Annotated in this window: 28 protein-coding genes; 5 read left to right on the top strand and 23 right to left on the bottom strand. The window is 60.7% G+C overall.

Annotated elements, in window-relative coordinates:
- Positions 1–154: 154 nt before the first annotated feature.
- The 10 genes from EGM97_RS13310 to ccmA form a co-directional block, all read right to left on the bottom strand.
- Entirely contained in the window at positions 155–562 is a 408-nt protein-coding gene (locus EGM97_RS13310; protein ID WP_238961966.1) for a hypothetical protein, read from the bottom strand.
- A 14-nt stretch (positions 563–576) separates the two neighbouring features.
- Positions 577–1,785 carry a c-type cytochrome biogenesis protein CcmI gene (ccmI, locus tag EGM97_RS13305; protein ID WP_238961965.1) on the bottom strand — a complete coding sequence of 403 codons (1,209 nt, stop codon included), beginning with the start codon at positions 1,783–1,785 and terminating at the stop codon, positions 577–579.
- The gene (locus EGM97_RS13300) at positions 1,778–2,251 is read right to left on the bottom strand and encodes a cytochrome c-type biogenesis protein (RefSeq protein WP_053155005.1); all 474 of its coding nucleotides are present in this window, start codon (positions 2,249–2,251) and stop codon (positions 1,778–1,780) included. Before EGM97_RS13300 ends, ccmI begins: the two co-directional genes overlap by 8 nt.
- On the bottom strand, positions 2,248–2,784 hold the full coding sequence (locus EGM97_RS13295; RefSeq protein ID WP_238961964.1) for a DsbE family thiol:disulfide interchange protein: 537 nt from the start codon (positions 2,782–2,784) through the stop codon (positions 2,248–2,250). The genes EGM97_RS13300 and EGM97_RS13295 overlap by 4 nt, the downstream gene beginning before the upstream one ends.
- A complete protein-coding gene (locus tag EGM97_RS13290) occupies positions 2,781–4,769 on the bottom strand; it encodes a heme lyase CcmF/NrfE family subunit (protein WP_238961963.1) in 1,989 nt (662 codons plus the stop codon). The genes EGM97_RS13295 and EGM97_RS13290 overlap by 4 nt, the downstream gene beginning before the upstream one ends.
- A gap of 3 nt (positions 4,770–4,772) precedes the next feature.
- Positions 4,773–5,228, bottom strand: coding sequence for a cytochrome c maturation protein CcmE (gene ccmE, locus EGM97_RS13285; protein ID WP_238961962.1), 456 nt, complete (start codon positions 5,226–5,228; stop codon positions 4,773–4,775).
- Complete coding sequence (gene ccmD / locus EGM97_RS13280; protein ID WP_238961961.1) at positions 5,225–5,401, bottom strand: heme exporter protein CcmD; 177 nt, start codon at positions 5,399–5,401, stop codon at positions 5,225–5,227. The genes ccmE and ccmD overlap by 4 nt, the downstream gene beginning before the upstream one ends.
- Positions 5,398–6,153: a heme ABC transporter permease gene (locus EGM97_RS13275; RefSeq protein WP_238961960.1), complete on the bottom strand. Its 756-nt coding sequence runs from the start codon at positions 6,151–6,153 to the stop codon at positions 5,398–5,400. Before EGM97_RS13275 ends, ccmD begins: the two co-directional genes overlap by 4 nt.
- Positions 6,154–6,247: 94 nt before the next feature.
- Positions 6,248–6,916 carry a heme exporter protein CcmB gene (gene ccmB / locus EGM97_RS13270; RefSeq protein WP_238961959.1) on the bottom strand — a complete coding sequence of 223 codons (669 nt, stop codon included), beginning with the start codon at positions 6,914–6,916 and terminating at the stop codon, positions 6,248–6,250.
- Entirely contained in the window at positions 6,913–7,548 is a 636-nt protein-coding gene (gene ccmA / locus EGM97_RS13265; RefSeq protein ID WP_238961958.1) for a cytochrome c biogenesis heme-transporting ATPase CcmA, read from the bottom strand. The genes ccmB and ccmA overlap by 4 nt, the downstream gene beginning before the upstream one ends.
- A gap of 198 nt (positions 7,549–7,746) precedes the next feature.
- Here ccmA and fliK point away from each other — a divergent pair, with 198 nt between their 5' ends.
- The 5 genes from fliK (at position 7,747) to EGM97_RS13240 (ending at position 12,599) form a co-directional block, all read left to right on the top strand.
- Positions 7,747–9,318: a flagellar hook-length control protein FliK gene (gene fliK / locus EGM97_RS13260; protein ID WP_238961957.1), complete on the top strand. Its 1,572-nt coding sequence runs from the start codon at positions 7,747–7,749 to the stop codon at positions 9,316–9,318.
- Positions 9,315–9,644: an EscU/YscU/HrcU family type III secretion system export apparatus switch protein gene (locus EGM97_RS13255; protein WP_238961956.1), complete on the top strand. Its 330-nt coding sequence runs from the start codon at positions 9,315–9,317 to the stop codon at positions 9,642–9,644. The genes fliK and EGM97_RS13255 overlap by 4 nt, the downstream gene beginning before the upstream one ends.
- Positions 9,645–10,185: 541 nt before the next feature.
- A complete protein-coding gene (locus EGM97_RS13250) occupies positions 10,186–10,482 on the top strand; it encodes a fructose-bisphosphate aldolase (RefSeq protein WP_238961955.1) in 297 nt (98 codons plus the stop codon).
- 432 nt (positions 10,483–10,914) lie between these two features.
- Positions 10,915–12,030, top strand: coding sequence for an AAA family ATPase (locus EGM97_RS13245; RefSeq protein ID WP_238961954.1), 1,116 nt, complete (start codon positions 10,915–10,917; stop codon positions 12,028–12,030).
- Positions 12,024–12,599 (top strand): DUF4276 family protein, encoded by a 576-nt coding sequence (locus EGM97_RS13240; RefSeq protein ID WP_238961953.1) that lies wholly within the window; start codon positions 12,024–12,026, stop codon positions 12,597–12,599. The genes EGM97_RS13245 and EGM97_RS13240 overlap by 7 nt, the downstream gene beginning before the upstream one ends.
- A gap of 36 nt (positions 12,600–12,635) precedes the next feature.
- Here the strand turns inward: EGM97_RS13240 and EGM97_RS13235 are convergent, their stop codons facing one another.
- From EGM97_RS13235 to flhF, 13 genes are all read right to left on the bottom strand, one after another.
- Positions 12,636–13,031, bottom strand: a complete 396-nt coding sequence (locus tag EGM97_RS13235) for a DUF2802 domain-containing protein (RefSeq protein ID WP_238961952.1) — start codon at positions 13,029–13,031, stop codon at positions 12,636–12,638.
- 1 nt (position 13,032) lies between these two features.
- Positions 13,033–13,518, bottom strand: coding sequence for a chemotaxis protein CheW (locus EGM97_RS13230; protein ID WP_003183968.1), 486 nt, complete (start codon positions 13,516–13,518; stop codon positions 13,033–13,035).
- Between the two features lie 72 nt (positions 13,519–13,590).
- Positions 13,591–14,463, bottom strand: a complete 873-nt coding sequence (locus EGM97_RS13225; protein ID WP_238961951.1) for a CheW domain-containing protein — start codon at positions 14,461–14,463, stop codon at positions 13,591–13,593.
- Between the two features lie 80 nt (positions 14,464–14,543).
- The gene (locus tag EGM97_RS13220; RefSeq protein WP_238961950.1) at positions 14,544–15,335 is read right to left on the bottom strand and encodes a ParA family protein; all 792 of its coding nucleotides are present in this window, start codon (positions 15,333–15,335) and stop codon (positions 14,544–14,546) included.
- Positions 15,336–15,384: 49 nt separating this feature from the next.
- Positions 15,385–16,269: a flagellar motor protein MotD gene (gene motD, locus EGM97_RS13215; RefSeq protein WP_238961949.1), complete on the bottom strand. Its 885-nt coding sequence runs from the start codon at positions 16,267–16,269 to the stop codon at positions 15,385–15,387.
- A gap of 15 nt (positions 16,270–16,284) precedes the next feature.
- Positions 16,285–17,025 (bottom strand): flagellar motor protein, encoded by a 741-nt coding sequence (locus EGM97_RS13210; RefSeq protein WP_238961948.1) that lies wholly within the window; start codon positions 17,023–17,025, stop codon positions 16,285–16,287.
- A complete protein-coding gene (locus EGM97_RS13205) occupies positions 17,025–18,152 on the bottom strand; it encodes a protein-glutamate methylesterase/protein-glutamine glutaminase (RefSeq protein ID WP_238961947.1) in 1,128 nt (375 codons plus the stop codon). Before EGM97_RS13205 ends, EGM97_RS13210 begins: the two co-directional genes overlap by 1 nt.
- Before the next feature lie 48 nt (positions 18,153–18,200).
- Positions 18,201–20,474 carry a chemotaxis protein CheA gene (locus EGM97_RS13200; RefSeq protein ID WP_238961946.1) on the bottom strand — a complete coding sequence of 758 codons (2,274 nt, stop codon included), beginning with the start codon at positions 20,472–20,474 and terminating at the stop codon, positions 18,201–18,203.
- A 30-nt stretch (positions 20,475–20,504) separates the two neighbouring features.
- Positions 20,505–21,293, bottom strand: coding sequence for a protein phosphatase CheZ (locus EGM97_RS13195; protein ID WP_238961945.1), 789 nt, complete (start codon positions 21,291–21,293; stop codon positions 20,505–20,507).
- Between the two features lie 18 nt (positions 21,294–21,311).
- Positions 21,312–21,683 (bottom strand): chemotaxis response regulator CheY, encoded by a 372-nt coding sequence (locus tag EGM97_RS13190; RefSeq protein ID WP_003183998.1) that lies wholly within the window; start codon positions 21,681–21,683, stop codon positions 21,312–21,314.
- A 165-nt stretch (positions 21,684–21,848) separates the two neighbouring features.
- Positions 21,849–22,592: an RNA polymerase sigma factor FliA gene (gene fliA, locus EGM97_RS13185; RefSeq protein ID WP_238961944.1), complete on the bottom strand. Its 744-nt coding sequence runs from the start codon at positions 22,590–22,592 to the stop codon at positions 21,849–21,851.
- A complete protein-coding gene (fleN, locus tag EGM97_RS13180; RefSeq protein WP_003184001.1) occupies positions 22,589–23,419 on the bottom strand; it encodes a flagellar synthesis regulator FleN in 831 nt (276 codons plus the stop codon). The genes fliA and fleN overlap by 4 nt, the downstream gene beginning before the upstream one ends.
- A gap of 116 nt (positions 23,420–23,535) precedes the next feature.
- Positions 23,536–24,885 carry a flagellar biosynthesis GTPase FlhF gene (gene flhF / locus EGM97_RS13175; protein WP_238961943.1) on the bottom strand — a complete coding sequence of 450 codons (1,350 nt, stop codon included), beginning with the start codon at positions 24,883–24,885 and terminating at the stop codon, positions 23,536–23,538.
- Positions 24,886–24,896 lie beyond the last annotated feature (11 nt).

Raw genomic sequence — 24,896 nt, 5'->3', positions numbered from 1 at the left:
CGAACGGTCGGGGCATTTCCATTAAATAACCGACGGCAATAAAAGCGCGGGGAATTGTCCTCAAGCATTTGTGAAAATTTCGTTCAATGCATATTCGGAAACACAAAAAAGCCCGGTCCGCCGATGGCATTGACCGGGCTGTCGTGGAGAGCAATTAACGGAACTGACGACCCAGGCCCGCCGGCACCCCTTCGATGGTGGTTTCCTCCCAAGGGCCGTTAGGGCTGACGGAGCGGCTCCAGCCGTTGTTCCAACGGTAGTAGGTCCGTTGGCGGTAAAAGGTGTTGGTCTGGTTATCCAGCACATAGACCCCAAGCTTTGCATCCCAGTGACTGTTGCCGCCCGGCGGCGGGGCGAAGCTGGCGGAAGTGCGAGGCAGCGGCTTGGCCGGCTTGCTCGGCGTAACCGGTTTGCCGGGGACAGTCGATGGCACCGGCTTGCTGGCGGGTCCGGAAGGCGGGATGGGTGGCAGCGGCGCCGAGGGCTCCGGCGGGCGGTGGACCGCACAAGCGCTCAGGCCCAGGACGAGCGAAAGCAGGGTGATACGAGCGAGGGCGGTCATGGTGCGGGTTCCTGTCATTGGTCCGGACTGTCGATGGTCAGTTGTTGCGGCGTCCGGGTGCTGCTCGCCAGAGGCTGGCTGCGACCAATCCATTCGCCGGCGGTCGGTTGACCGGCGCGGGAAATCCGCGCCACCAGTTGGACTTCGGGGAAGTTCGACAGTTTCAGTTGCGGCATCATTGCATCCGCATCGCCCAGTTCGACATTGGCTGGCAGGTCAGCGACCGTCAGGCGCTTGGCCGCCAGCGGCGCGGGCGGGCCGGAAGCGGCGCGGGCAAAGACGAACACGCTGTCGTCCGGCTTGACCTTGGCCTTGAGCGCCGGAGCCAGGTCGACGCGCACCGTGAGTACGGCAGCGGCTGTTGTTACGGCGGCCGGGGCCGGGGCGACCTTGCCACCACTGGCCTGAAGCTTCTCGGTGGCGCGAGCGATGCCGCCCTGCAAGGCCTCACGGGACTTGTCACCTTCCGGCAGTTGCACCAGCAGGCGTCCCCAGTAATCGATAGCGTCCTGATAACGCTCGCCCTCGAACGCAGCGATCCCCAGCAGGCCCAGGCTGGTGACTTCCTTGGGATCGACCTTCAGGGCTTCGTCGGTCAGAGCCTGGACCTTGTCGGACCATTTCTTGCCGTCGGCGAAATACTGCGCCTGAGCCCATTGCCCGAGCAGTTCAGGTTGCCGACCGGCGAGCGCCACGGTGCGCTCGAAGATCTTCGCCGCGTCCGCCGGGCGGTCCTGGGCCATGTACGTACGCCCCAGGAAATACAAGCCTTCCGCGTTTTCCGGTTGGGCCGCCACGGCCCTTTCCAGGCGCCGGGTCATTTCTTCCATCGACTGTGGTGCCTGGGCAAATTCGCGGGTCAGCTCGACTTTGTCGCTGGCGCCGAAGTGCAAGTACAACCCCAGGCCCAGCACCGGTACTAGCACGGCGGCAAGCAATGGCAGTGGCTTGCCCAATCGGGATTCCCGTGGCGCGTCGGCGCCTTCGGTGTCGGCGAGCAATTCACGGGCGGCTTCGGCGCGGCCGGTGTCCAATTGCGCGGCGTTGAGCACGCCCTCCTCCTGCTCGGCCTGCAGTTCGGCCACACGTTCCTGATACAACGCAACGTTGAGGGCCGTACGGTCCTCTTCCCGCTGGGCACGGCGCCCTCGTAACACAGGGATCAGCAGAAAACTCAGGGCAACCAGGAGAAGCAGACCTGCGGCGAGCCAGAAATCAATCATGCTTGGTGTTATCCAACAGTTGGTCGAGGCGTTGACGCTCTTCGACGGAAAGCGAGTCCGGGGCTGCGGTGCGCTGGACCCGGCGACGGCGCACGATCACAGCAATGACGACGAAACCGCCCAGCAACAGCCCGGCGGGACCGAACCAGAGCAGCGCGGTCTTGGAGGTCAGGGCCGGGTTGTAGCGCACGAACTCACCGTAGCGGTCCACCATGAAATCGATGATCTGCTGGTTGTCCTTGCCCTCACCCAGCATGCGGAAGATTTCCTTGCGCAGGTCGGCGGCAATCGGCGCATTGGAATCGGCGATGTCCTGGTTCTGGCACTTGGGGCAGCGCAGCTCCTTGGTCAGCTCGCGAAACCGCTCGCGCTCGGCATCGTTGGCAAATTCATAAGTATCGATGGCGGCATGCGCCACACCGGCGAGGCTCAAGCCGAGGATGACAGCGGCTAACCAACGCTTCATGGCTTGGCCTCATCCACCAGCGCCTGATACTTGGCAGCGAGTTTCTCGCGCCAGACCTGCTCGTCGATCACGCCGACGAACTTGTCGCGGATGATGCCCTTGGCGTCGATGAAAAAGGTTTCCGGCGCGCCATAGACCCCCAGATTCAGGCCCAGGGTGCCTTCCTCATCGCGAATGTCCAGTTGGTAGGGGTTATGGAATTCGGCCAGCCACTTCAAGGCATCGGCGTTGACGTCCTTGTAGTTGACGCCGTAGATCACCACACCGTTCCGGGCCAGCTTATTCAGCACCGGGTGCTCGACCCGGCAGGAAATGCACCATGTTCCCCACACGTTGACCAGTGCCGGTTTGCCCAACACATCGGCGCGGGTCAAGGTCTTGTCGCCCTGCACAGAAGGCAGGGTGAACTCCGGGAACGGCTTGCCGATCATCGCCGAGGGTAAATCGGCCGGGTTCAGGAACAGCCCCCGGTACAGAAAGACCGCCACCACCAGGAACAGCATCAGCGGCAACAGCATCAACCAACGTTTCATGCAGTGGCTCCCGTTACACCCAGGGCTTCACGCACCCGGGTCTTCACCTTGACTCGATAGCGCCGGTCCAATGCCGCCAGCGCTCCCCCCAGGCCGGTGAGCAGGCCACCGAACCAGATCCAGCGTACGAACGGCTTGACGTGCACCCGCACCGCCCATGCGCCATCGCCCAGGGACTCGCCCAGCGCCACATAGAGGTCGCGGGTGAAACCGGCGTCGATCCCGGCTTCGGTCATCACTGAGTTCTGCACGGTGTAGAGGCGTTTTTCCGGGTGCAGCACGGTCACTTCCTGGCCGTTGCGGATGACCCGCACGGTGCCTTTATCAGACGTGAAATTGGGCCCCTCGAAATGCTTGGCGCCTTCAAACACGAAGTGATAGCCAGCCAGGTCCATGGACTCGCCCGGCGCCAGCCGCAGGTCGCGCTCGGCGCTGTTCTGGCTGGACAGCACCACGCCCAGGGCGCAGACGGCAATGCCCAGGTGGGCGATCTGCATGCCCCAGTAACTGCGGGTCAGGGTTGGCAGGCCCTTGATCAGGCCCTTGTGGCGGGTCTTGTCGAAGATGTCCCTGATGCCGGCCAGCAATACCCAGGCCGCCAGCACGAACGTCGCCAGCACTGCCCAGTTGAAATCGCCATAGACGATACCGGCCACCACAGCCAGGGCGGCGGTACCCAGCAGCACCGGGGTCAACATGCCCACCAGCCATTTGACCGGCGTGTCTTTCCAGCGCACCAGCACACCGACCGCCATCACCACCATCAGGATCGCCATCAGCGGGATGAACAATGCATTGAAGTACGGCGGCCCCACCGACAGTTTGGCGCCGGACAGCGCATCGAGCACCAGCGGGTACAGCGTCCCCAGCAGGATCATCGACGCGGCCACCACCAGCACCAGGTTGTTGCCCAGCAGCAGGGTTTCCCGCGACCAGAAGTTGAAGCCGACCTGACTCTTGACCACCGGAGCACGCACCGCGAACAGCGTCAGCGAACCGCCGACCACGAACAGCAGGAATATCAGGATGAACACGCCACGCTCGGGGTCCGAAGCGAATGCATGCACCGACGTCAGCACGCCGGAACGCACCAGGAAGGTCCCCAGCAGGCTCAACGAAAACGCCGCGATGGCGAGCAACACCGTCCAGCTCTTGAACACGCCGCGTTTTTCCGTGACGGCCAGGGAATGAATCAGCGCCGTGCCCACCAGCCACGGCATGAAGGAAGCGTTCTCCACCGGGTCCCAGAACCACCAGCCGCCCCAACCCAACTCGTAATAGGCCCACCAGGAACCGAGGGTAATGCCAATACCGAGGAAGGCCCAGGCGACGATGGTCCACGGGCGCGACCAGCGGGCCCAGGCGGCATCGAGGCGACCGCCCAGCAAGGCAGCGATGGCGAAGGCAAACGCCACGGAAAAACCGACGTAGCCCATATAGAGCATCGGCGGGTGAACGATCAGGCCGATGTCCTGCAGCAGCGGGTTGAGGTCGCGGCCATCCATCGGCACCTGGGGCAGGATGCGCTCGAACGGATTGGACGTGACGATCAGGAACAGCAGGAAACCGGTGCTGATCATGCCCATCACCGCCAGCACCCGGGCCAGCATCACCTGGGGCAACTGCCGAGAGAACACCGAGACGGCGAAGGTCCAGCCGCTGAGGATCAGCGCCCACAGCAGCAGCGAACCTTCGTGGGCGCCCCACACCGCGCTGAACTTGTAGTACCAGGGCAACGCGCTGTTGGAGTTGCTGGCGACATACGCCACGGAGAAGTCATCGACCATGAACGCATAGGTCAGGCAACCGAAGGCGAACACCATGAATGCGAACTGCCCCCAGGCCGCCGGCTGCGCGAGGCTCATCCACAGGCGGTCGCCGCGCCAGGCGCCGAGCAACGGCACCACGGCCTGTACCAGGGCCAGGCACAAGGCCAGGATCATCGCCAGGTGGCCCAGTTCGGGGATGAAAAGTCCTGCCGTCATCGATCAGCCCTCCTTCACGGGAGCGGGCGCCGATTGACCACTGTCTTTCAAAGCCTTGGTCACTTCCGGCGGCATGTATTTTTCATCGTGCTTGGCCAGCACCTCATCGGCCACCACCACGCCATCGGCATTGAGCTTGCCCAGGGCGACGATGCCCTGCCCTTCGCGGAACAGGTCGGGAAGGATGCCCCGATAGGTGATGGTCACGGTCTTGTTGAAGTCGGTGACGTTGAAGGTCACGTCCAGCGAATCCCCGGACCGCACCAGCGAGCCCTTCTCCACCATGCCGCCGGCACGGATGCGCGTGTCATTCGGTGCTTCGCCATTGGCGATCTGGGTCGGGGTGTAGAACAGGTTGATGTTCTGTTGCAAGGCACTGAGGGCCAGGCCGACCGCGGCGCCCACCCCCACCAGGATCGCAAGAATGATGACAAGACGCTTTTTGCGCACCGGATTCACTGACCACTCTCCCGGCGCAAACGACGCGCCTCTTGTTGCAGATACCGCTTGCGGGCCAGGATCGGCACCGCGACGTTAAGGATCAGCACGGCCAGGCAAATACCATAGGCTGACCAGACATACAGGCCATGATGGCCCATGGCGAGAAACTCGCCGAATGAAGCGAAACTCATCGAGCGCTCTCCAGGCTGTTCTGTACTTCTGCCTTCACCCAACTGGCTCGGGCTTCGCGCTTGAGCACTTCCAGGCGCATGCGCAGCAGCAACACCGCGCCGAAGAAACAGTAGAAACCCAGCGCGGTGAGCAGCAACGGCAGCCACATTTCCACGGGCATCGCCGGTTTTTCGGTCAGGGTAAAGGTCGCGCCCTGGTGCAGGGTGTTCCACCATTCCACCGAATACTTGATGATCGGGATGTTGATCACGCCGACAATCGCCAGAACCGCGCAAGCCTTGGCCGCACTCTCACGATTGCTGATGGCGTTGCCCAGCGCAATGAGACCGAAGTACAGGAACAACAGGATCAGCATCGACGTCAGTCGGGCATCCCAGACCCACCACGAACCCCACGTCGGCTTGCCCCAGATCGCCCCGGTGACCAGTGCCACGGCGGTCATCCAGGCGCCAATGGGCGCGGCGCATTGCAAGGCAACGTCGGCTAGCTTCATCTTCCACACCAGCCCGACCACACCGCATACCGCCAGCATCACGTAGATGGACTGGGCCAGCACCGCCGTGGGAACGTGGATATAGATGATGCGGAAACTGTTGCCCTGCTGGTAGTCCGGTGGGGCGAAAGCCAGGCCCCAGACCACGCCGATACCGATCAGCAGCAGTGCGGCGATGCTCAGCCAGGGCAACATCCGGCCACTGATGCCATAGAACCATTTGGGTGAGCCGAGCTTATGAAACCAGGTCCAATTCATTGCTGTTTCCATCACGGTCGCGGCTCGCTGTCACGCGCCGCAGGGTCTGCCTTTACTTCACGGGAAGTGGTCAGTTTCTGACCAGGCCTCATTATTATTCGCCGACGCTGATTTTCAGGCCAGCGGCTATTGCAAAGGGTGTCAGGGTTATCGCCAGGGCGGTCAGGCTCCCAAGCCACAGCAGATAACCGGTTGCCGGCATGCCTTGCAGCGCGGCTTGCAAAGCCCCGCTGCCGAGAATCAGGACCGGGATGTACAGCGGCAGGATCAACAGCGCCAGCAACAGGCCACCGCGCTTCAATCCTACGGTCAATGCCGCGCCCACTGCACCGAGCAGGCTCAACACCGGCGTCCCCAGCAACAACGACACCAGCAATACCGGCATGCAGGCGGCGGGCAACCCCAGCATCATCGCCAGCAGCGGCGAGAGCAGCACCAGCGCCAGGCCGGAAAAAACCCAGTGTGCCAGTACCTTGGCCAAAACCAGAAGGGCCAGGGGGTGCGACGAAAGGACCCACTGTTCCAGCGAGCCGTCCTCGAAATCACTGCGGAAAAGCCCGTCCAGCGAGAGCAGAACCGATAAAAGCGCCGCCACCCAGACCAACCCCGGCGACAAGGTTTGCAACAATTGAGTTTCAGGGCCAACCGCCAACGGGAACAGCGCAATGACGATGGCGAAAAATACCAAGGGGTTGGCCAGTTCGGCCGGTCGACGGAACAACAGGCGCGTTTCGCGGGCAAGCAACAGGCCAAACACAGTCATACAGCCCAATTCCCCAGATCGATATTGCGGTAGCCGGACGGCATCCGGGTCAATGTATGGTGGGTGGTCAGCAACACCATGCCGGCGTTTTCGCAATGCCGGGCCAAATGCTCTTCCAGTTGCGCCACCCCTTGTTTATCGAGGGCGGTGAATGGCTCGTCGAGTATCCACAGCGGTGGGCTGTCCAGGTACAACCGGGCCAGGGCCACGCGACGTTGTTGCCCGGCGGACAGGGTGTGGCACGGTACGTCTTCGAAACCGCGCAACCCTACCTGCGCCAATGCCTGCCAGATCGCCTCCCGCCCGACAGGCCGATGCAATGCGCAGAGCCAGCTGAGGTTTTCTTCGGGGGTCAGCAGGTCCTTGATGCCCGCGGCGTGGCCGATCCAGAGCAGGTTGCGGGCCAGTTCGCTGCGCTGCTCCTGCAGCGGCTGGCCGTTGAGCAACACTTGGCCCGCGGTCGGTTGCATCAACCCGGCCAGCAAGCGCAACAGGCTGGTCTTGCCGCTGCCGTTGGGGCCACTGATCTGCACCATATCACCAGGCGAGAGTCTCAATTCGAGGTGTTCGAAAAGCAGCCGCAAGTCTCGCTCACAGGCGAGGCCGACGGTTTGCAAAAGAGGACTGGTCAAGGGATCGCGGGCCTTATACGGTTCAAGTCGGCGGTGCAGCGGCCGTTAAAGAGGTGCAGCATAGATGCTTTGAGGGCCTGTTCCACAGAGCTGCGTCAAACAATTGCAAGGTTTTCGCCACTCCCTGAAAGACGGGCGGCATTATACATGCCGCTCCCGGGTCTAAAGAGAGCTTATTTTTCCAAGGTAAGACCGCAGATGACAGGCGACATGAACATCCTGCCGCTGCCCCAGGCCACGGCAACGACACGCACGCCGGTGGTCAACGGCGAGCTGCTCAAACTGTTGACGCCGGTCGAGGGCCTGATCCGCGCCGGCCAGACCGCCCAGGCCGAGGTCTTGTCGCTCAAACAGGCGGACCAGACTTTCCAGCTATTGCTCAAGCTCACCCTGGACAGCGGTCGTCAGGCCACGGTACAGGCCACCAGCACCCAGCCGCTGCCCCAGGGCACCAGCCTGGCGGTGACCCAGCCGTCCGCCAACAACCTGGCGATTGCCGTGCAGCAGGCCGTCGCGTCCAGCGTGGCCACGCTGACCCGTATCGACACGACGCAGATGCCCGTTGGCACCCTGCTGCAAGGCAAGGTCATCACCAGTCAGGCGCTGCCGCAGGTGCCAGGGCAGCCGGCGGTGTACCGGTCGTTGGTGAGCCTGCTCAACACCGCCCAGGCCGGCGCCACCCTGGATATCGACAGTCCCCAGCCGCTGCGTATCGGCACGCTGCTCAGTGCCCAGGTGCAGGATGCCCAGACACTGAAGTTCGTTCCACTGAGCAACCGCCAGGAACAATTGGCGGTAAGCCAGCAACTGGCCACCCAGGTGAGCCGCCAGGGCTCGCTGGACAGTTTGATGACCGTGTTGCAGAACCTGCCCGCCACCGAAGACACCGGTATCGAACTGCGCGCCGCGGTGACGCGCCTGTTGGCCAGTCTGCCGGATGTCCAGCAACTGAGCACGCCCAAGGGCCTGGCCCTGGCCCTGGCTTCCAGCGGCGTGTTCCTGGAAAGCAAACTGCTGGCCGGGCAACCGCCCACCGTGGCACCGGACCTCAAGGGTGACCTGCTGAAACTGATCGCGCAGCTGACACCGGCCCTGCCCGCCTCCACCAACCTGGGTGCAATCATTGCTGCCAACACCCTGGCCCAGGCACTGCCCAGCTTCGTGCGCAACGCCCTCGGCACCCTCGGTCAGGTCAGCGCCAAGCCGCAACCCACCAGTTTTCCTCTCCCCTCGCGCCTGTTGAAAGAGCAGGACGACGAAGGCGATCTTGAACACCTGCTGCGCCTCGCCGCGGCCGCCGTGTCGCGCCTGCAGAGCCATCAACTGTCCAGCCTGGAACAGACCGGCCTGACCGACGACGGTCGCTTGATGAGCACCTGGCAACTGGAAATCCCGATGCGCAACCTGCAGGACATCGTCCCTCTGCAGGTCAAGTTCCAGCGCGAGGAAACCCCGCCCCGTGAGCAATCGAACGAGCATCGGGAAGAACGCGAGACACGACAGCAGCTCTGGCGAGTCGAGCTGGCATTCGACATCGAGCCGCTGGGGCCGCTACAGGTCCAGGTGCAGCTGCTCAGCGGCAGTCTGTCGAGCCAGTTGTGGGCGCAACGGCCTTACACGGCCAGCCTGATCGAAAGCAACCTGGCCGCGCTGCGCGAACGCCTCCTGACCTGCGGTCTGAACGTGGGTGATCTCGATTGCCATCTCGGCACCCCGCCCCAAGGCCCCAAGACCCGGCTCGAACAACGCTGGGTGGACGAAACCGCATGACAAGCCACACCGAACCCCGCCAGGCCATCGCCCTCAAGTACGACGGCCAGCATGCCCCGACCCTCACCGCCAAGGGCGACGAAGCCCTGGCCGAGGAAATCCTGCGGATCGCCCGGGACAGTGAAGTACCGATCTATGAGAATGCCGAGCTGGTGAAGCTGCTGGCACGGCTGGAGCTGGGCGACAGTATTCCGGAAGAGTTGTATCGCACGATTGCCGAAATCATCGCGTTCGCCTGGAACCTCAAGGGCAAGTTCCCCAAGGGGTTCGACCCGCATGCGCAGGGTATCGAGAAGGATGTGACGGAACGTGGTGAGGATTACTGACTGCCGACGACGACGCTGAATACAAGCAAGCTCCTCATTGCAGCCAGTCCCGGATTGATCGTTGGCTAACGACGCGACCAATTTTTAAGTCTGAAAATCCTGTGGGAAATAACTGTCTATGGTGATGGAGTTTGTTCCGACTGGACCGAGAAACAGCCCAAAACCTGATAACCCGTTTCCCCAGACCTGGCGCAACAATCGGTTTTAATGGGATTGCATCATGGGGCGCGGGAAAATCACTCGCCAGGATATCCACCTGAGCTTCCTACAGCCTGGTTGCGGCTACCAAAATCGCTGCCTAAAGTTGGCCTGTCGCTGACATCTGTTGGCGAAGGGTTTCGCAGCCCTTAAGATTGATACCTTGTTCGCCTTGTACGGCCGGCTTTCGGTTGCGCATCGTTTCATGGCGGTTGTGCGTGGGAGACCTTCGGGTCTGCCGGGTCTTGGTGTTAATCCTCCGGTCTGCGAACCCGCGCATAACTGCCACCCATACTGTTTCGCAGCAGACGGTGGCAATCCAATTTTCACCAGGATTAGCACCATGACAACTCAACACTCGCTCAACCACTTCACCCCCATGTCTCACTTCGCCACCGAACATCCCGTCCTCCTCATTGATGCCAATGCCCCACTGATTGAACTCCACAGCTGCCTTAACGAACGCCTCGAAGCCGTCCTCAAGTACCTCAATCTCATGGCCTGCACCACCCTGCCCGACTATGCCGAAAACGACATCAATACAGTCACCAACATTGCTCGGATCCTGGTTCAGGATGTGAGTGATGTGTTTCGGGTAATTGAGGTGCGGGGGATGGAGGTGTCCGAGGAACAGGAGTGATTTCCAGCTATACAACCCGCCCAGGCGGGTTGTTGCTTTCCAGACTCGTATTTGGAAACGGTGGAAAAACGTGTTGAAAGAAATCCGGAGATGAGGTGGCCACTTTTTGGCCTTTGTCTTGGTTGCAAAGTAGCCACAACCGTGGCGAACCTTAGGCTCTGTACGAAAAGTCTTGAGACGAAGGTCAGGCAAGGCGAAAACAGCCGAGCAAGCGCGGTGTACTGGAGTACATGAGCATTGTGAGGCTGTTTTCAACGCAGCATGAACGAGTATCAAGGCTTTTCGTACAGAGCCTGGTCAGGAGCGGGCCTTCCAATTTGTCTATAGAATCAGCGTCCATTGAGTAGAATACGTTACGAAAAATGACTCCAAACGCCTGATCCCAAGAAGTTTTGTGCAGAAACGGTGACCGAGGAGCACTGAGGATTTGCGATGAAAATTGAATACCTCGAGATCAAAGGCTTCAAGAGCGCGGTAAATATAGTCCTGAGGGATGTACCGCCCTTTATAGCTCTAGCCGGCTCGAATGGCGCAGGTAAGAGCAACATTACTGACGCGCTGGCCTTTCTAGGTGCGGTAGTGAAACGAGGGGCTGCCCAAGCAATACGCGACTTTGGGGGATTCCAGCAGATTCACTGCTTCAAGCATAGAAAGGAAAACCGTACGACGATCTCCTTTGCGCTCAGGATTAAGCTCAAGGAAGAGACTTTCGACTACAACTTGAAGATATCCGAAATAGACCGGATACCCCGGGTACTTGAAAGCTTAAAGATCAACGCCAAACAGGTCATTGACCGCAAGAGCAGCAATGAAACGCAGATTGCTTTAAGCGACGCCCAAGGTCTGCATCTCCTGCCTGAATATGCACAGGATATGACTGCGCTCATGTTGCTCAGCCATTCGCCACTGTATCGCATGCTCACCAATATCCAAGTATTCCGGATCGATCCGCTAGAAGCCAAGGAACCTGACAGCTCTACAGCTGACGCTACGACACTCGACAGCCACGGTCGGAACGTGGCAACCATGTTGTCAGTCCTGGAGAAAAACGAACGCTTTCGTGACCAGGTACTGGAATGGATCGAATTGATAGTTCCCGGAATGGAGAATGTGTCTACCGAGAAGCAAAGGTTGGATGGCTCCACAGTGATTACCTTCAAGGAAGAAGGCACAAAAGCTCGGTTCCCGGCACGGCTGATTTCTGACGGTACGATTTATGCCCTGTGCATCATGACCGCTGTATTAAGCCGTGCAGACAAATCAGGCATCACGATCATAGAGGAGCCGGAACGAGGCATTCATCCGAAAGCTATCGGTGAGCTGGTCCAGTTGATGCGTGAAAATGCGTCCGTGGAACACCCAGTTCTCATCACCACCCATAGCGAATCCGTTGTTCGGAATCTTGACCTTGAAGAACTGTGGCTCGTGAATAAAGAGGATGGCAAGACCAAGGTCAAATGTGCTTCGGACTCAAGGGTCGATAAAAAAGATATCCCGCTGGACACAGCGTGGCTGGCCAATCTTTTTGATGGAGGCCTGCCATGGTAAGAATTGGATTCATCGTTGAAGGCGATAGCGAAAAAATAGTTATCGAATCCGCTGACTTCAGAGCGCTTCTACTGGAAAACGACTTTGAACTGGTCAATCCCGTGGTCAATGCCAAGGGAGGCGGTAACCTTTTACCGCAAAACATCGACGCCTATCTGGCGCGCCTCGATCAGCAAGCGGTGGACAGAATCGTTGTGCTTACCGATCTCGAAGACGAAGGGTCAGTTGAGGTAGTCAGAGCGCGCATCTCAAACGCACGAATAAACATCACATTTGTCGCTGTAAAAGCATTGGAAGGATGGTTCCTGGCTGACTCAAGTGCAATGCGCAAATGGCTTGACGTACATCACTTCGATGAGCCTCGGCCCGAGCAGACACCGAACAAACCCTGGGAGCGCCTCAAAGAAATATCAAATGAGCTTGGCAAACGCGGTCCGGGCAACAAGACCGCCTTCGCAAAGAGAATGGTCAAACATTACGGCTTCAGCATTCGCCAGGCAGCCTCACACCCAGGGTGCCCAAGTGCGAAGGAACTTGTCAGTTATTTCACAGGGCAAGGACAAGCCTAGACTGAAATCTCTTGCCGCTTGCCGCTCAAGGCGCTCTTAGCTGCCCCTATGCAACTTACTCATCAACTCCGCCTCGGCCTGGGTCAAGCCGCAGGCCTGGGTCAGTTCGTCGACGCTGGCGCCCATGCCGACCAGGCGCGCGGCCTGGGCGAAGGACAGGCTGGAGGGGTCGCGCTGTTCCAGTTGGGCCAGTTTGTCCGGCAACGGCGCGAGCACAGCACGCAGCTCATGGATGGCTTCGCCCATGCGCACGGTACCGTTCTGGTAATCATCGACACGCTTGGCCAAGTCCTTGATGCGCTGATCGCGCAGCGCATCGCCCTGGGCCTGTTGAGCGGCGATCTGCCGCTGAGCGCGAATGTACGCCAGGAACATCGCCAGCGTGCCCGCCCAGAACAGGAACAGGACAATGACTGCTACCTCAAGGATCAAATCAGATACTCTCCAGTTCCGACCACTCTTCTTCGCTCATCATTTTTTCCAGTTCGACCAGGATCAGCAACTCGTTGTTCTTGTTGCAAACGCCCTGGATGAACTTGGCCGACTCTTCGTTACCGACGTTAGGCGCGGTTTCGATTTCCGACTGACGCAAGTAAACCACTTCGGCAACGCTGTCGACCAGGATACCGACCACTTGCTTGTCGGCCTCGATGATCACGATACGGGTGTTGTCGTTGACTTCGGTGGAGCTCAGGCCGAAACGCTGACGGGTGTCGATCACGGTGACCACGTTACCACGCAGGTTGATGATACCCAGCACGTAGCTGGGCGCACCCGGCACCGGCGCGATCTCGGTGTAGCGCAGCACTTCCTGCACGCGCATCACGTTGATGCCGTAGGTTTCGTTATCGAGCTTGAAGGTGACCCATTGCAGGATCGGATCTTCGGAACCCTTGAGAGACGACGCCTTATCATTCATACCCTGACCCCTCGAAAAACCGCCTGTGGCGGTGTGTATTCTGCCCCGTGACGCCGCGCGCCGCCGGTTGTGTTATTTCGGTTTCTGGACCGGCTTGGTGCCGCCCAGGTGTTTTGCCCCGCCGCTGGCGATCAGCTCAGCCAACTCGGAAACGTCCAGCAAGGCGCACATGTGTTCGATCACCGTACCGGCCAGCCATGGCCGCTGCCCTCGATGGCTGCGCCACTTGATTTCGTTCGGGTCCAGGCGCAACGAGCGACTGACCTGATGCACCGCCAACCCCCACTCGTAACCCTGCACCGAAATCACGTACTGCAAGCCCTGGCGAAAATCATCGCGATAACGATCCGGCATCACCCAGCGCGCGGTATCCAGTACCTTCAGGTTGCCGGCCTGGCTGGGCAAGATTCCGAGGAACCACTCCGGCTGGCCGAACAACGGTGTCAATTCCTGCCCGGCCAGGGAATAAATCGATCCCAGGCATACCAGCGGCACGGCCAGGGTCAACCCGGCCACATCGAAGAGCAGGCACTCGAACGGCTCCGCTGCCCAGGACGGTCGATCGTCGACCTGCACCGGTGGCGGTGGACTGCTCGGTGGCAGATGAACTTCCACCACTGGTTTGACCAGACCCTGCAACAACGGCGCAACAGTCGAAACCGGCGCCAGGAGTGGCGCGGGTGCTTCCATCACTTTCACCGGCGGCTTGACGAACGGCGCTTCGACCGCCGCAGTCATGACCGACTGGCGTGCATCACGGGCCTGCTCTTCGAGCACGGCCGCCTGAAACTCATCCAACGCACCTTCGGCTTCGACGGGTTCGGGCGTGGCCTCGACCACGCTCGGCTGCGGTGGCAGTTCTTCGGTCGCTTCCTGCAGAAGCCCGTCCAGGTAGGACTGCAAGGCCAATTGCGGACGCGAGGTTGTCTTGATCGGGCGGTTCATTGAAACAGTGCACCGCATATGGAGGTTATCGGCATGATTGCCATGGGACTTGAGCCCGGGAAACGTTTAGAGGCGTTCAATCAGGCCACCTGCTGCGGAACGAGCTGCTGGGCCAGCAGGTGCTTGAGCAGCGCCCGGTAAGCCAGCACACCACGGCTCTTGCCATCAAATTGCGAAGGCGTCACGCCAGCACGGCTGGCATCGCGCAAGCGCGTGTCGACCGGGATGTAGCCTTGCCAAATGTCATCGGGATACATGTCGCGCAACACCCGCAACGTGCCCATGGAGGCCTGGGTGCGACGGTCGAACAGGGTCGGCACGATGTTGAACGCCAATGACTGCTTGCGCGAGCGGTTGACCATCGCCAGGGTATTGACCATCCGCTCCAGCCCCTTGACCGCGAGGTGTTCGGTCTGCACCGGAATCACCAGTTGCTGGCTGGCCGCCAGGGCATTGACCATCAGCAAGCCGAGCAGCGGCGGGCTGTCGATGATCGCGTAATCGAAATCCTGCCACAGCTGCGCCAGACTCTTGGCGATCACCAGGCCCAGGCCGCTCTGCCCCGGCGACTGCCGCTCCAGGGTCGCGAGCGCCGTGCTGGATGGCAGCAAGGAAATCCGCTCGTCGCTGGTGGACAACAACAATTGCCCCGGCAGGCCCTCGGGCACGATGCCCTTGTGCAAGAACAGGTCGTAGTTGCTGTGCTCCAGGCTGTCGGGATCATAGCCGAAATAGCTGGTCATCGAGCCGTGGGGGTCCAGATCGACAATGACCACGCGCTTGCCCGCCTCCGCCAGCAATCCGGCTAAAGCGATGGAAGAGGTGGTTTTACCCACGCCCCCTTTTTGATTGGCAACTGCCCAGACTCTCATTCGGATCGTTCCTCCCGGCCGAAACTGGCTCGACCGAGAAATAGCTCGGTTATAAAGCGGGTGACGGAGAATTGACGGCGCTCTGTCTTCCCGGTGTCTTGACCGGAGCCGGTGCAGTTTGTGTGCCAGCCCGCTTCAATGCCGCGTCCGGCGTCGCGTTGGCCGTGCCGGTACCGGTCAGGCTGCGGCGCACATCGAGATTGCGCGACACCACCAGTACCACGCGACGGTTCTTGGCCCGCCCTTCGACGGTGGCGTTATTGGCCACCGGCTGGAACTCGCCATACCCCACCGACGCCAAGCGGCCGGGATTCACACCCTGCATGGCGAGCATGCGCACGATGCTGGCCGAACGGGCCGAAGACAATTCCCAGTTGGTCGGGTACTGCGCGGTGCGGATCGGTTGGTCGTCGGTGAAGCCTTCCACATGAATCGGGTTGTCGAACGGCTTCAGGATCGCCGCCACTTTATCGATGATATTGAATGCCATGTCGCTGGGCATCGCATCGCCGCTGCCGAACAACAGGCTGGAGTTGAGCTCGATTTCTACCCACAGCTCATTGCCGCGCACGGTCATCTGGTTGGAGCTGATCAGATCGCCGAACGCGGCGCTGATGTCGTCGGCGATGCTTTTCAGTGGATCGCTGCCACCGGCGATTCCGGCATCGACCTGCTCGGCGTCCCTGACCAATGGCTTGGCCGGCGTCGTGGTCTTGGGTCGCTCGTCGCCGATGGGAATCGGTTTGAGGGCACGGTCCGAGTCGGTAAAGACCCCGATCAACGCTTCGGAAATAACCTTGTACTTGCCCTCGTTTACCGACGAGATCGAGTACATGACCACAAAAAAGGCGAACAGCAACGTGATGAAGTCGGCGTAGGAAACCAGCCAGCGTTCATGGTTGACGTGTTCTTCATGATGTCTGCGGCGCGCCATGGTCCATTACTCCCATCAATCCATGAAGCCCTGGAGCTTCAACTCAATGGAACGCGGGTTTTCACCCTCGGCGATGGACAGGATGCCTTCCAGCAACATCTCGCGATAACGCGACTGGCGTAATGCGATGGACTTGAGCTTGGCGGCAATCGGCAACAGCACCAGGTTCGCACTCGCCACGCCATAGATGGTGGCGACGAAGGCCACCGCAATGCCGCTGCCCAGCTGCGATGGATCGGCCAGGTTGCCCATCACGTGGATCAAGCCCATGACCGCACCGATGATGCCGATGGTAGGGGCGTAACCGCCCATGCTTTCGAACACCTTCGCTGCTTCGATGTCGCGACTCTCCTGGGTGTAGAAATCCACTTCCAGAATACTGCGGATGGCTTCCGGTTCGGCGCCGTCCACCAGCAATTGCAGACCTTTGCGCGAATAAGCGTCCGGCTCCGCATCGGCGATCCCTTCCAGGCCGAGCAGGCCCTCCTTGCGGGCTGTCAGGCTCCAGTTCACAACACGATCGATACCACCCGCCAGGTCCACCCGTGGCGGGAAAAGGATCCAGACCAGAACCTGTATGGCGCGCTTGAAAGCGCTCATGGGCGATTGCAGCAAAGCCGCACCGATGGTACCGCCGAGTACGATCAACGCTGCCGGGCCGTTGGCCAGCGCGCCCAGATGGCCGCCTTCCAGATAATTGCCACCGATGATGGCGACGAACGCCATGATGATGCCGATCAGGCTGAGTACGTCCATTACACGCACGCCTCGACCAGGTGCCTGCCAATATCGTCCAGCCCATACACACCATCGGCCAGGTCAGCTTTGACGATCGCCATCGGCATACCATAGATCACACAACTGGCTTCGTCCTGGGCCCAGATCGTACTGCCACCCTGCTTGAGCAAGCGCGCGCCTTCACGACCATCGGCGCCCATGCCGGTGAGCACCACCGCCAGAACTTTGTCACCGTAGGATTTCGCTGCGGAACCGAAGGTGATGTCCACGCACGGCTTGTAGTTCAAGCGCTCATCGCCAGGCAGGATTTTCACCGCGCCACGGCCATCGATCATCATCTGCTTGCCACCCGGCGCCAGCAGGGCCAGGCCAGGACGCAGGATATCGCCGTCCTCGGCTTCCTTGACGCTGATGCGACAGAGCTTGTCCAGGCGTTCGGCGAACGCCTTGGTGAACGCCGCGGGCATGTGCTGGATCAACACGATGGGAGCCGGGAAGTTGGCCGGCAACTGGGTCAGAACCCGTTGCAGCGCCACCGGGCCACCGGTGGACGTACCGATGGCGACCAGCTTGTAGGCCTTTCGCTTGGGTGCAGGCGACGAAGCCGTGACGGGTGCGGAACGCACGGGAGCCGGTGCGCTACGCGTCGGCGCCGCACTAGGACTGAAGCTGCTCGATGGCGCCGGAGCTGGCGCAGGCGCAGCCACAGGCGCCGAGGCCGGTGGGCTATAGGCGCTGACACGCCGGTTGCTGCGGGAAATGCTGTGGACCTTCTCGCACAGCAACTGCCGGACCTTGTCCGGATTGCGCGAGATGTCCTCGAAGTTCTTCGGCAGGAAATCCACCGCACCGGCGTCCAGCGCATCGAGGGTCACCCGAGCGCCTTCGTGGGTCAGGGAGGAAAACATCAATACCGGAGTCGGGCAGCGCTGCATGATATGCCGCACGGCCGTGATGCCGTCCATCATGGGCATCTCATAGTCCATGGTGATCACGTCCGGCTTGAGGGCCAGGGCCTGATCGATCGCCTCTTTGCCGTTGGTCGCGGTGCCGACGACCTGAATACTCGTATCCGCTGAAAGAATTTCCGAGACGCGGCGGCGGAAGAACCCCGAATCGTCCACCACCAGGACTTTAACTACCATAAACACTCCGTTAGACGAGGCGCGGCCATGGGCCACGCCCCTCCAGAATCAAATACGCCGTGTGGCGTAACGCTTGAGCATGCTTGGCACATCGAGGATGAGCGCGATGCGACCGTCGCCGGTGATGGTGGCGCCGGACATGCCTGGGGTCCCCTGGAGCATCTTGCCCAACGGCTTGATGACCACTTCTTCCTGGCCTACGAGCTGGTCGACGACAAAGCCGATCCGCTGGGTGCCCACCGAAAGAATCACCACATGGCCCTCGCCCTGTTCTTCATAGGCGGCGGAACTGACCAGCCAGCGTTTGAGGTAGAACAGCGGCAACGCCTTGTCCCGCACAATCACCACTTCCTGGCCGTCCACCACGTTGGTTTTCGACAAGTCGAGGTGGAAAATCTCGTTGACGTTGACCAGCGGGAAAGCGAATGCCTGGTTGCCCAGCATCACCATCAGAGTCGGCATGATCGCCAGGGTCAGCGGGACCTTGATCAGAATTTTCGAGCCCGAGCCCTTGACCGACTGGATGTTGATCGAACCGTTGAGCTGGGAAATCTTGGTTTTCACCACGTCCATGCCCACACCGCGGCCCGACACGTCGGAAATCTCGGTCTTGGTCGAGAACCCCGGAGCGAAGATCAGGTTGTAGCACTCAGTGTCACTCAGGCGGTCGGCGGCATCCTTGTCCATCACGCCGCGCTTCACGGCGATGGCGCGCAGTATTTCCGGGTCCATGCCCTTACCGTCGTCGGAGATCGACAGCAGGATGTGGTCACCCTCCTGCTCGGCCGCCAGGATTACCTTGCCGCTACGGACCTTGCCCGCGGCTTCGCGCTCTTCCGGCGACTCGATACCGTGGTCGACCGCGTTGCGCACCAAGTGGACCAGCGGGTCGGCCAGGGCCTCGACGAGGTTCTTGTCGAGGTCGGTTTCTTCACCCACCAGTTCCAGGTTGATTTCTTTCTTGAGTTGGCGAGCCAGGTCACGTACCAGGCGCGGGAAGCGCCCGAACACTTTCTTGATCGGTTGCATCCGGGTCTTCATGACCGCGGTCTGCAGATCAGCCGTGACCACGTCGAGGTTCGACACGGCCTTGGACATGGCTTCGTCCTGGCTGTTGAGGCCCAGGCGTACCAGACGGTTACGCACCAACACCAGTTCGCCGACCATGTTCATGATCTCGTCCAGGCGCGCGGTGTCGACCCGCACGGTGGTTTCGGCTTCACTGGCAGGTTTTTCCGGCGGTGGCGCGGCGGCAGCGCGGGCTGGCGCCGGGGCGGCAGCGGCAGCGGCAGCGGCAGGCTTGGGTGTCTCGGCCTTCGGTTCCGGCGCCTTGGCGGCGGGTTTTGGCGCAGCCTTGGCGGCCGGTGCAGTCGTCGTCGCGGCAGTTGCAGGCGCAGCGGAAGCCGTACCGACTTCGCTGAACTTGCCCTTGCCGTGCAGCTCGTCGAGCAGCGATTCGAATTCCTGATCGGTGATCAGGTCACTGCCGGCCGCTGCAGCCGAAGGCTTGTCCGCGGTCGGCGCAGATGCGATGGCCGACTCCAGTGCATCAACGGCAAACGTGCCCTTGCCATGCAATTGGTCGAGCAGCGCTTCGAATTCATCGTCGGTGATATCGGAATTGTCACCTGCTGCATTCGGAGCGGCAGGCGCCGCTGCCGGGGCTACGGCGTCGGGCGCGAACTGACCTTTGCCGTGAAGCTGGTCGAGCAGCGACTCGAACTCGGCGTCGGTGATTTCATCGCTGGCCGCGCCCTCGCCGGCCTGGGCAACAGGTGCTGCCGGGGCCTGGGCTTCGGCTTTCACCGCGCTCAGGGAATCCAACAATTGTTCGAATTCGTTATCGGTAATATCGCCCGACGCTTCGGCAACCGGCTCTTCGATAGCGGGTTCTTCAACCACAGCTTCGACCGGAGCGGCTTCGTCAGCCGATTGCGGCTCAGCCAGGCGCGACAGCGCGGCGAGCAACTCAGGCGTGGCGGGGGTAATGGGCGAGCGCTCGCGCACTTGGCTGAACATGCTGTTGACCGCATCCAGCGCTTCAAGCACCACGTCCATCAACTCCGAGTCAACGCGACGCTCCCCCTTGCGCAGGATGTCGAACACGTTCTCGGCAATGTGACAGCACTCCACCAGCTCGTTGAGCTGGAGGAAGCCGGCGCCTCCTTTTACAGTGTGGAAACCGCGAAAAATTGCATTGAGCAGATCCGCATCATCGGGCCGGCTTTCCAGCTCGACCAATTGCTCGGACAGTTGCTCTAGAATCTCGCCGGCCTCAACCAGGAAATCCTGAAGGATCTCTTCATCGGCGCCGAAGCTCATTAAGGGGTGCTCCTAAAACAGGGCTAAAACTCAGAATCCAAGGCTGGACAGCAAATCGTCCACATCGTCCTGACCGGACACAACGTCTTCTCTTTTATCGGCATGAATTTGCGGACCTTCACCCTGAGAGAGATGTTTTTGTGGATCTTTTTCAGCGAGCATCGCCGCACGGTCATGTTCGATGCCCGCAAAGCGGTCCACCTGACTGGCCATGAGCACGAGTTTGAGCAGATTGCTTTCGACTTCGGTGACCAGTTGGGTCACGCGCTTGATCACCTGGCCGGTCAGGTCCTGATAGTCCTGGGCCAGCAAGATGTCATTGAGATTGTTCGCCACGGCGCGGTTTTCGGTGCTGCTGCGCGTCAGAAAACCGTCGACGCGACGGGCTAGCTCGCGAAACTCTTCCGCTCCGACTTCACGCCGCATGAACCGGCCCCAATCGGTGCTCAAGGCCTGGGCTTCGTCGCTCAGACCGTTGACCAGGGGCGTTGCGTTTTCCACCAGGTCCATGGTGCGGTTGGCCGCGGCCTCGGTCAGCTTGACCACGTAGGACAGACGCTCGGTCGCATCAGTGATCTGCGAGACTTCCTCGGCCTGCGGCGTGTTCGGGTCGATCTGGAAATTGACGATCGCGCTATGCAGTTCACGGGTGAGCTTGCCAACTTCCTGATACAGACCACGATCCCGGGTCTGGTTGAGCTCGTGGATCATCTGGACTGCGTCGCCGAAGCGGCCTTTTTCAAGGTTCTCGACCAGTTCGTGGGCATGTTTTTTCAGGGTCGATTCGAAATCGCCCATTGAAGATTCGTTATGCTCCATAGCTCCCCCGTGGCGCCATTAACCGATGCGTTCGAAGATTTTTTCGATCTTCTCTTTCAACGCCTGGGCCGTGAAGGGTTTGACCACATAGCCGTTCACACCGGCCTGGGCCGCTTCGATGATCTGCTCGCGCTTGGCTTCGGCGGTGACCATCAGCACGGGAAGGTGCTTGAGTTTTTCATCGGCGCGCACGTGACGCAGCAAGTCGATACCGGTCATGCCGGGCATGTTCCAGTCCGTTACCAGAAAGTCGATACTCCCGCTGTTGAGGACCGGGATGGCAGTGGTGCCATCGTCCGCCTCTACCGTGTTGGTGAACCCAAGGTCACGCAACAGGTTTTTTATGATCCGCCGCATCGTTGAAAAATCGTCAACGATGAGGATTTTCATGTTCTTGTCCAATTCGACCTCCAAGCAGTCTTAAACGTGTCCAGCACCTGAACGCGCCATTTCAATCAATCCGGCACAACACTCGACAACGGTCCGGAACACACCGTACGGCGACTGACGCGGCTTGCCTCGCCAACCTCGCCCAATGCGTTCCCATGCCGCCTGTCAGCGCGCTCGCCAATCCCCCAAACGCCCCCGTAGACGGGCCGCGCACTGGCTGTGTAACTGGCTGACCCGCGATTCGCTGACCCCCAGGACCTCACCGATTTCCTTGAGGTTCAGCTCCTCGTCGTAGTACAGCGCCAAGACCAGTCGCTCGCGCTCCGGCAAATTGGCAATCGCATCCGCCAACGCACTCTGGAAGCGTTCATCTTCCAGATCGCGCGACGGCTCCATGTAGGTACTTGGGCCATCCTCATGCAGCCCTTCGTGTTCGCCGTCCTGCAACAGGTCGTCGAAACTGAACAGGCGGCTGCCCAGGGTATCGTTCAAAATCCCGTAATAATCGTCGAGACTCAACTGGAGTTCGGCCGCAACCTCGTGATCTTTAGCGTCACGACCGGTTTTAGATTCAATAGCGCGAATCGCGTCACTGACCATGCGGGTATTACGGTGGACCGAACGCGGTGCCCAATCGCCCTTGCGGACCTCATCGAGCATCGCTCCACGGATGCGGATACCCGCGTAGGTCTCGAAACTGGCGCCCTTGCTCGCGTCGTATTTGTTCGCCACTTCGAGCAGGCCGATCATGCCGGCCTGGATCAGATCCTCGACCTGGACACTGGCTGGCAGACGCGCCAGCAAGTGATAGGCAATACGCTTGACCAGGGGCGCGTAACGCTCCACCAGCTCGTATTGGGCGTCCCGTGCCGATTTCTTGTAGAGATGGTTGTAACCGCTGGCTGTCATAACACGGGCCCTGCTGTTTGTTGCACGAGACGCTCGACGAAAAATTCCAGATGCCCGCGTGGGTTTGCCGGTAGCGGCCAGGTATCGACCTTCTGGGCGATTGCCTTGAACGCCAGCGCGCATTTGGAACGTGGAAAGGCTTCATAGACGGCACGTTGCTTCTGGACGGCCTTGCGTACGCTTTCGTCGTAAGGCACGGCGCCCACGTATTGCAGCGCAACATCCAGGAAGCGATCCGTGACCTTGGTCAACTTGGCGAACAGGTTGCGTCCCTCCTGGGGGCTCTGGGCCATGTTGGCCAGGACGCGGAAGCGGTTCATGCCGTAGTCGCGGTTCAGTAGCTTGATCAGGGCATAGGCGTCGGTGATGGACGTCGGTTCGTCGCAGACCACCAGCAACACCTCCTGGGCTGCGCGCACGAAGCTGACGACCGAGTCACCGATGCCGGCAGCGGTATCGATCACCAGCACGTCGAGGTTGTCACCAATGTCGCTGAACGCCTGGATCAGGCCCGCGTGCTGGGCCGGCGTCAGATGAACCATGCTCTGGGTGCCAGAGGCGGCCGGCACGATGCGAATCCCGCCAGGGCCTTGCAGCAGCACGTCACGCAGCTCGCAGCGACCTTCGATGACGTCCGCCAGGGTGCGCTTGGGTGTGAGCCCCAGCAACACGTCGACGTTCGCCAGGCCCAGGTCGGCGTCCAGCAGCATGACCCGTCGGCCAAGCTCTGCCAGAGCCAGGGACAAGTTCACTGACACGTTAGTCTTGCCGACGCCACCTTTGCCGCCGGTCACCGCGATCACCTGTACGGGATGCATGCTGCCCATGTTCGTTCTTTACCTTGTCTTACTTAGACGGAGGCCACATTACTGGCTGCGCGTTCACATAGAACATTGCATGGCAGACCATCGATGTAGGTACAAAAAAAATATTCATGATTACCTCAGCCAACCTGCTTGGTCGGGCTGTGGTAGATATCAGCGAACATGTCAGCCATGGCTTCTTCGCTGGGTTCGTCCTGCATTTGCACACTCACTGCACGGCTGACCAGTTGATGGCGACGCGGCAGATGTAAATCATCCGGGATCCGCGGCCCATCGGTCAGGTACGCCACCGGCAGATCGTGACCGATCGCCAGGCTCAACACCTCGCCCAGGCTTGCCGTTTCGTCCAGCTTGGTCAGGATGCAACCGGCCAGACCACAGCGCTTGTAGCTGTGATAAGCGGCCGTTAGAACCTGTTTCTGGCTGGTGGTTGCCAACACGAGATAATTTTTTGACCGTATACCGCGACCGGCCAGGCTTTCAAGCTGCATGCGCAGGGCCGGATCGCTGGCTTGCAGGCCGGCGGTATCGATCAGCACGACGCGCTTGCGCAGCAGCGGTTCCAGCGCCTGGGCCAGGGATTGGCCCGGGTCCACGTGGGTCACCGACACATTGAGAATACGACCCAGAGTCTTGAGCTGTTCCTGGGCGCCGATGCGGAAACTGTCCATGCTGACCAGGGCAATGCTCTGGGCACCGTACTTGAGTACATAACGGGCGGCGAGCTTGGCCAGGGTGGTGGTCTTGCCCATGCCGGCCGGGCCGACCATCGCAATCACCCCGCCCTCTTCCAGCGGCTCGACTTCCGGCGTGGCGATCATCCGTGCCAGGTGCGCCAGCAGCATGCGCCAGGCCTGGCGAGGCTCTTCGATGTCATTGATCAGCGCCAGCAGGTCGCGAGCCAACGGGCCGGACAGGCCGATGCGTTGCAGGCGACGCCACAGGTTGGCCTGGGCCGGACGGCTGCCTTGCAACTGGTTCCAGGCCAGGGAGCCGAGCTGGACTTCCATCAATTCGCGCAAGCTGTTGAGTTCGGAGCGCATCGAGTCCAGGGCCCGCGGATCGAGACTGGGAGCTGGTGCGGCCGGTGCCGGAGCCGGACGACGCGGCTCGACCGGGGCTGGCTCGATCAGCGGCTCGGCAGCGGTCAAGGGCAGGCCGGCGGTCAACGGCTGGCCGGCGAACAATTGACGATTGGTACCCGCCGCGGCTTCGCCTTCGCTGCTGCGCAGGCTCAGTTCAGCCTGGGCGCTGGCAATGCGCGACTGGGTCTTGCGCAGCTCATCCTCGAGTTCCATGTTCGGAACCCGCGGGGCCAGCGCAGACAGTTTGTAGTCCAGGGCCGCCGTCAGCTCGACACCGCCGGCGATCCGGCGGTTGCCGATGATGGCTGCTTCGGCGCCCAGCTCGTCACGAACCAGTTTCATGGCCTGACGCATATCGGCGGCGAAAAAACGCTTCACTTGCATAAACCACTACC

The organism is Pseudomonas sp. AF32, assembly GCF_022342325.2.
Classification (GTDB): Bacteria; Pseudomonadota; Gammaproteobacteria; order Pseudomonadales; family Pseudomonadaceae; genus Aquipseudomonas; species Aquipseudomonas uvaldensis.
This window is presented reverse-complemented; position numbering and strand designations above follow the sequence as displayed.